Consider the following 5,979-nt stretch of genomic DNA (forward strand, 5'->3'; position numbering starts at 1 on the left):
AAATATCAACTACTACAGATGATCAGTTGCCATTCTATAGCAGTAATGATGTAGAAGACTCTATTTATGAAAACCTAGACATACTACCTGAAGATGATAGCACTGACTACAAATCTATTGATGAAGAAAATTTTTATGAAATCCCTATTATTGTTAATAAGAAACATCCATTCCAACCGAACAACTCGCACACGCATCCTTGCCCAGCGTTGCCTGAGCGTTTGAAAAAAAAAGGCTTCATCAAGCGTATCCGTTCAGCCCTATCTCGGGGTACAGATAAAAAGTAAAAATGCTTCTTGTAAAATAATTGCCATCAGCCTGTAAGCCTTACAATTAACATAGCAAAACAGCCTCTTTGAATCCAGTGGATCTGGGCAAGCTCTATTTTTATAGCTCTAAGAGGTGCTTGCTGACCGTAACTATTTTACAAGGAGTAGGCTGTTTAGTGGACAACATTTACCTCAGTCCTGAATGGGTATCTCATAACTTGGGTTAATAAAATATTTTAAGACAAGCAATTGGAGAAGTTGCTACTCCATGCTTTTACTGTTTGACCGAAAAAACACATCTGAGATTAGGCTTCCCTTTTTCTTTTGTGGGTAACCCTATCAGCTTCCTGAATGTATGGAGGATGCCATATTGGTGCATGAACAAGTTTTGAGGCAGATAGTACGCTTGAGGCGTCTTTTTGTATATCAGCGCTTTTAACGATTAAACACTTCGACTGTACAACGGTCTCACATTGTGTTTGTAGCGCTTGCATAAGATCAATGTGATTGGCCCTCCAATCTGATAAACACTTAGGACTAGCCTGTCGTTCACAAATGATATGATAGCCTATACATATATGATATATGGTTCGTGCTACCAAATTATTTTGATCAAGGAGATGTGCATGGGTGTAAAGCAATTTTAGGATTGGTTCATTATATATATATGGCATTAACCACTTCCTTGTATTTCTGTTTGTATTTGATAGGTTGTAAGCTTCTTCTGAAAGCTTTTGGTTAAAAGCAGGATTATGTTGAATAAGCGGGACAAGATTACACAATCTTTTACGTATTTCATTTTGTAGTTCTATCTGTTTCGAAAAATTCAAAATTTGAATATCATAATTATTAGTCGTAGTCTTCCTAATCTTCTTAAGTATAGGCTTACATCTTTTATCCTTTTGCGTAGTTTTAATAAAATCGTTGTTTTTCATACCCACGCTCATGCTTACTTGGTTGGCATTACACCCAACTAGGTGGATGAGCAATCCACTATATAAAGAAGTCAGTTTGGATCCTTTTTTTAAATGTTTTAGCATAAAATTATATATTTTAATTTGTTTCAATTAATATCTCGTTGTTATCAATTAGATACAGATTTTTACAAATCCATTTTGGCTTTTTAGACTTAATCTTTAAATTGTACAGTAGCTGTAAAAGCTATAAGTAACCACTAAGAGCCCAAAAAATAAATTTTTTACTGAATGCCAATGTAAAAATTATTAATAAAAGGTAGCCATTTTAGAAAAAAATTCCAATTGTATTTATACATATTTATCTTTTTTTTTATTCATCATCAAAATATAATACGCACATCGCATCACTAATTTGTTCCATACCCATCAGATACCTTTGATCAAAGAACCACCCAAAAGTCATGCAGGTATTTATCTGCATATTCCATTTTGCAAGCAAGCTTGTCATTATTGTGACTTTCACTTTAGTACCAACTTGAAAGGTAAATCCTTGGTAGTGGATAGTATGATTCAAGAATTGGCACTACGTCAGGATTATTTGAAAGGTATCCCCATTACCAGTATTTATTTTGGTGGCGGTACACCCTCTTTATTGACCCTTTCAGAGATAGATAGGCTATTCAATCAAGTAGTTCGATGCTTTCCTATAGCACCAGGAGCAGAAATCACTTTAGAGGTTAATCCTGATGACGTAACACCTGAAAAATTGCAAGGATGGCGCCATATCGGTGTGAACAGACTTAGCATAGGCATACAGTCCTTTAATGATCAGGCCCTTCGTTATATGAATAGAGCCCATACAAGTGTTATGGCAGAAAGAAGTGTAGTTTGGGCGCGTGCTGCTGGCTTTAGTAACCTAAGTATAGACCTCATGTATGCCATTCCTGGTACCACTATGCTGGATTGGCATAACGATTTAACCCAAGCATTATCGCTACAGCCAGCGCATATCTCTGCCTATTGTTTGACTATTAAACCCAAAACAGTATTTGGATATTGGCATCAACAAGGCAGTATGATGGAAATAGATGAATCCTCAATAGCAGAACAGTTTGCATTAACTATAGAAACTTGTCACCAACAAGGTTACTTGCACTATGAAATTTCTAATTTTTGCAAGCCAGGAAAATATGCTAGACACAATACAAATTATTGGAAATCAGGTACATATATAGGTATAGGGCCTGGTGCACACGCCTATAATGGATCTCAAAGACACTGGAATGTTTCCCATAATGCAGGCTATGTCAAGGCCATTCAAAGTGGTCAGTTACCTACTACAGAAGAAACCTTAACCATAGCCAATCATGTAAATGAATATATCATGACCAGTATTAGAACCTGCTGGGGATGTGACTTTGATTGGATTTATGAAAACTATGCCATTGATCTTATGGTGATAGAAAAGGATTATTTAGAAAAAATTATCCTATGGGGATTCGCTTATTGGGTCGGCCATACATTATATTTGACAAATAGTGGTAAATTGCTAGCCGATAAAATAGCTAGTGATCTTTTTTTCGATGGTTGATCACGTAATGTCCATCGTAATACCTTATTTACCAATGTTCTGAACAGATACTGTCCATGCGCATTTATTCTAGGATTTTAGCTTACGCAGGGCCTTTAAAAAAGTGTTCTTGTTATTATTTTTTGGCCATGCTATTATCCATTTTTTTCGGATTAGCTACTTATGGCTTAGTGATTCCTTTGCTTAAGGTTCTCTTCAACCAAGAAGAGTTGAATAGCTTGCTACTGGAAAAGCAAGTAATGCCAAAATCGCGCATAGATATTGGTTATCTTACCAGCTTGTTCAATTATTATTTTATAAAACTCATTGTCCATCACGGTAAAATAACCGCACTCTGTTTATTGGCATTTTTATTTATGTTATCTAATGCCATTCATGGATTCTTTAGGTATATAGCAGATGTGACCATGGCTAAAGTGCGCATCAATCTAGTCCACAACCTACGTTTGGCCCTCTTTAAAAGCAGCTTAGAGTTGCCTGTACAGTATTTTACAGATAAAAAGAAAGGAGATCTAATGTCACGTATTACGGTTGATATTCAAGAAATTGAACACGCAGTTGCCGATATTTTGCGTATCTTTTTAAAAGAACCTACCCAGCTTTTTGCTTACATTTCTGTTTTATTTTATATCTCCCCAAAGCTTAGTCTTTTCACTTTATTATTCTTACCCATTGTTGGATGGGCCATAGCTGAGATTATACAATCGCTTCGTAAGTGGACAGACCAAACGCAAAAGTCCTTGGGCAATTTAATGAACTTGATTGAAGAAAGCGTCGGTGGCATCCGCATCATTAAAATATTTGGTGCTCAGCAATATGCTGTTGATCATTTTAAAGCAGAAAGCAAGTTATATGCCCGCACCAATAGGGCTGTAGCTAAGAAATCCTATATGATTGCACCTATATCTGCCACATTAAGTGTGGTAGCAGTTTCGATTATACTAGCCTATGGTGGCCATTTAATTCTGTTGGATCGTAGCATGCTTACCCCTAGTACTTTTATTGCTTACATCATTATTTGTTCTCAGACACTTATACCGATTAAAATGATTTCCAGATCTCTTGGTCATATTCAACGGGGCATAGCTGCTGGCAGACGTATTTTTGATCTATTAGATGAAAAATCTGAGCTTAAACATGGTTCAGTGGCACGCGTATGTACTACGTTCAAAAATGAGATAGTCTTTAAAAATGTTTCCTTTTCCTATAATGATACAAAAGAAGTTTTACATCAAATCAATTTTACCATTCAAAATGGAGAGACCGTGGCATTGGTGGGTGCTTCTGGATCTGGCAAGTCTACCCTGGTATCCCTCTTATCTGGCCTCTACCAACCCAATAGCGGTACCATTGAAATAGACCATCTGCCTATTGCGCAGATTAGTGCCCCATCCTTGCATCATTTAATGGGCATCGTCACACAGGAATCTATTTTATTTCATGATACTATTTTTAATAATATTCTCTTGAATAGGAAGAGATTTACTGAGAAAGAGGTGATAAAAGCGGCCCAAATAGCCTGTGCACATCATTTTATTATGCGTTTACCGCAAGGCTATCATACCATTATTGGAGGAAATGGCAACAAGCTCTCTGGCGGTCAAAAACAACTAATTTGCATGGCTAGAGCTATATTAGGGAATCCGCCTATCTTGGTGTTAGATGAAGCTACCTCAGCTTTAGATAGTGCCTCTGAGCGCAATCTGCAAGAAGGCCTTCAGCAGCTTATTAAAGATAAAACTTCTGTTGTAGTAGCCCATAGGTTGAGTACCATTTATCATGCCGATAAAATTATCGTATTGGACCAAGGAACAATAGTAGAACAGGGTACCCATGCTAGCCTATTGGCGCAAGGCGGGGTATATAAGAAGTTATTTTTATGGCAACAAAATTAGATCGAATTTATTTTTAATAAAGCAAAAGTTTTGCTATGCGTTTGTAACTCCTTTTGATGGTCCTTGTTTATGACGAAAAGTAAGTTAAAAAACTTTTCTACCAATATCTTGCGAAGATATCAAAAATATTTGTTAAATTTGCAAAGTCAGTAGCCTCTTACTAAACTATATCTCTTCCATCATTATGGATAATTTCTCATAAAAATCAGGTTTTCCAGGTTTTTAGCTGTCTTAACTTAGGCATTCGTCTATTTATCAGCGTTGCAGCCCTATAAAACCCCGTCCTACACCATACAGTTATACACACAATGAAACATAAATCAACATGCAAACTCTATTAATTAAGCGCTTGTCTCTTTTTTGTTTTTTTATCTTCCTTTTTTTTGCTCGATGTACATGCCCCCGGAATAGTGTTATACCAACATCTAACAAACTTAAAGGTGAACGAAGCAGCCTAGGAAAAGATGATAATCTACTAAAAGTTAGCCATGCAGGAGAGGATAGCCATGCAGATGATAATCAAGCAGAAGGTAGCCATGCAAATAGTGGAGCTCAGACCGGTGGAGGTCCATCTGGTGGTCAGGGAAGAGCTGGTTCAGACACAATTAATAACGATCAAGGGCCTGCTGCGTTTTCTCATTCTGGCAGTGGTAATAATGCAAATAGTGGAGCTCAGACTAGTGGAGCTGCATCTGTTGGTCAGGAAGGAGCTGGCTCAGGCACAATTAATAACGATCAAGGACCTACTGCGTTTTCTCATTCTGGTAGTGGTAATAATGCAAATAGTGAGGCTCAGACTGGTGGAGGCCCATCTGGTGGTCAGGGAAGAGCTGGCTCAGGCACAATTAATAACGATCAAGAGCCTACCGCGTTTGCTCACTCTGCCAGTGGTAATAAAAAATTAACTTTTGATAATCAAAATAATGTAGGTCAAAAAACTAATGCGCCTTCTGAGATTGATATAATTATACGTGAAATATCCAAACTTCTAAATCCTGACGGATCATGGGTATATGTACAAAAGATGAATGTTTGTAACGAAACCTATGAGCAGATTAAGGAAGAGATCCAAAATGAGAGAGATCTACTTAAGAAAAAAGAGAAGATTGACAACCTGGTTAAAATGCTATCACATGACAAGAAAAGAATGAAAAAATATAGGAATAATAACAATAAATTAATTCTTAGATGCGACTCAGAGTTGGCTAAGCAAGAGGTTTGGAGGAAAAAGGCAATAAAAAAGAATGAACAGCTAAATTTTAAAAATAATACCCTTAAAATGTCAACTAAGTGTAGTAGTTGATATT

5 protein-coding genes are annotated in these 5,979 nt (G+C 36.8%); 4 read left to right on the forward strand and 1 reads right to left on the reverse strand.

Annotated features, from left to right (window positions below):
* Positions 1-287: hypothetical protein (locus MUW74_RS01115; RefSeq protein WP_243553024.1), on the forward strand; the 287-nt coding region annotated here is incomplete at its 5' end.
* 287 nt (positions 288-574) lie between these two features.
* Here the strand turns inward: MUW74_RS01115 and MUW74_RS01120 are convergent.
* Positions 575-1,309 (reverse strand): hypothetical protein, encoded by a 735-nt coding sequence (locus MUW74_RS01120; RefSeq protein ID WP_243518345.1) that lies wholly within the window; start codon positions 1,307-1,309, stop codon positions 575-577.
* Positions 1,310-1,598: 289 nt separating this feature from the next.
* On the opposite strand from MUW74_RS01120, the gene hemW reads away from it, so the two are divergent.
* The 3 genes from hemW (at position 1,599) to MUW74_RS01135 (ending at position 5,975) form a co-directional block, all read left to right on the forward strand.
* Positions 1,599-2,777 (forward strand): radical SAM family heme chaperone HemW, encoded by a 1,179-nt coding sequence (gene hemW / locus MUW74_RS01125; RefSeq protein ID WP_243518343.1) that lies wholly within the window; start codon positions 1,599-1,601, stop codon positions 2,775-2,777.
* Positions 2,778-2,905: 128 nt separating this feature from the next.
* Entirely contained in the window at positions 2,906-4,672 is a 1,767-nt protein-coding gene (locus MUW74_RS01130; protein ID WP_243553025.1) for an ABC transporter ATP-binding protein, read from the forward strand.
* A 325-nt stretch (positions 4,673-4,997) separates the two neighbouring features.
* Complete coding sequence (locus MUW74_RS01135; RefSeq protein WP_243518339.1) at positions 4,998-5,975, forward strand: coiled-coil domain-containing protein; 978 nt, start codon at positions 4,998-5,000, stop codon at positions 5,973-5,975.
* Positions 5,976-5,979 lie beyond the last annotated feature (4 nt).

The organism is Candidatus Cardinium sp. cBcalN2, assembly GCF_022810445.1.
Classification (GTDB): domain Bacteria; phylum Bacteroidota; class Bacteroidia; order Cytophagales; family Amoebophilaceae; genus Cardinium.

Coding starts and splice junctions, on each gene's coding strand:
- MUW74_RS01120 (WP_243518345.1), bottom strand. CDS start 1,309: ATGCTAAAACATTTAAAAAAAGGATCCAAACTGACTTCTTTATATAGT.
- MUW74_RS01130 (WP_243553025.1), top strand. CDS start 2,906: ATGCTATTATCCATTTTTTTCGGATTAGCTACTTATGGCTTAGTGATT.
- MUW74_RS01135 (WP_243518339.1), top strand. CDS start 4,998: ATGCAAACTCTATTAATTAAGCGCTTGTCTCTTTTTTGTTTTTTTATC.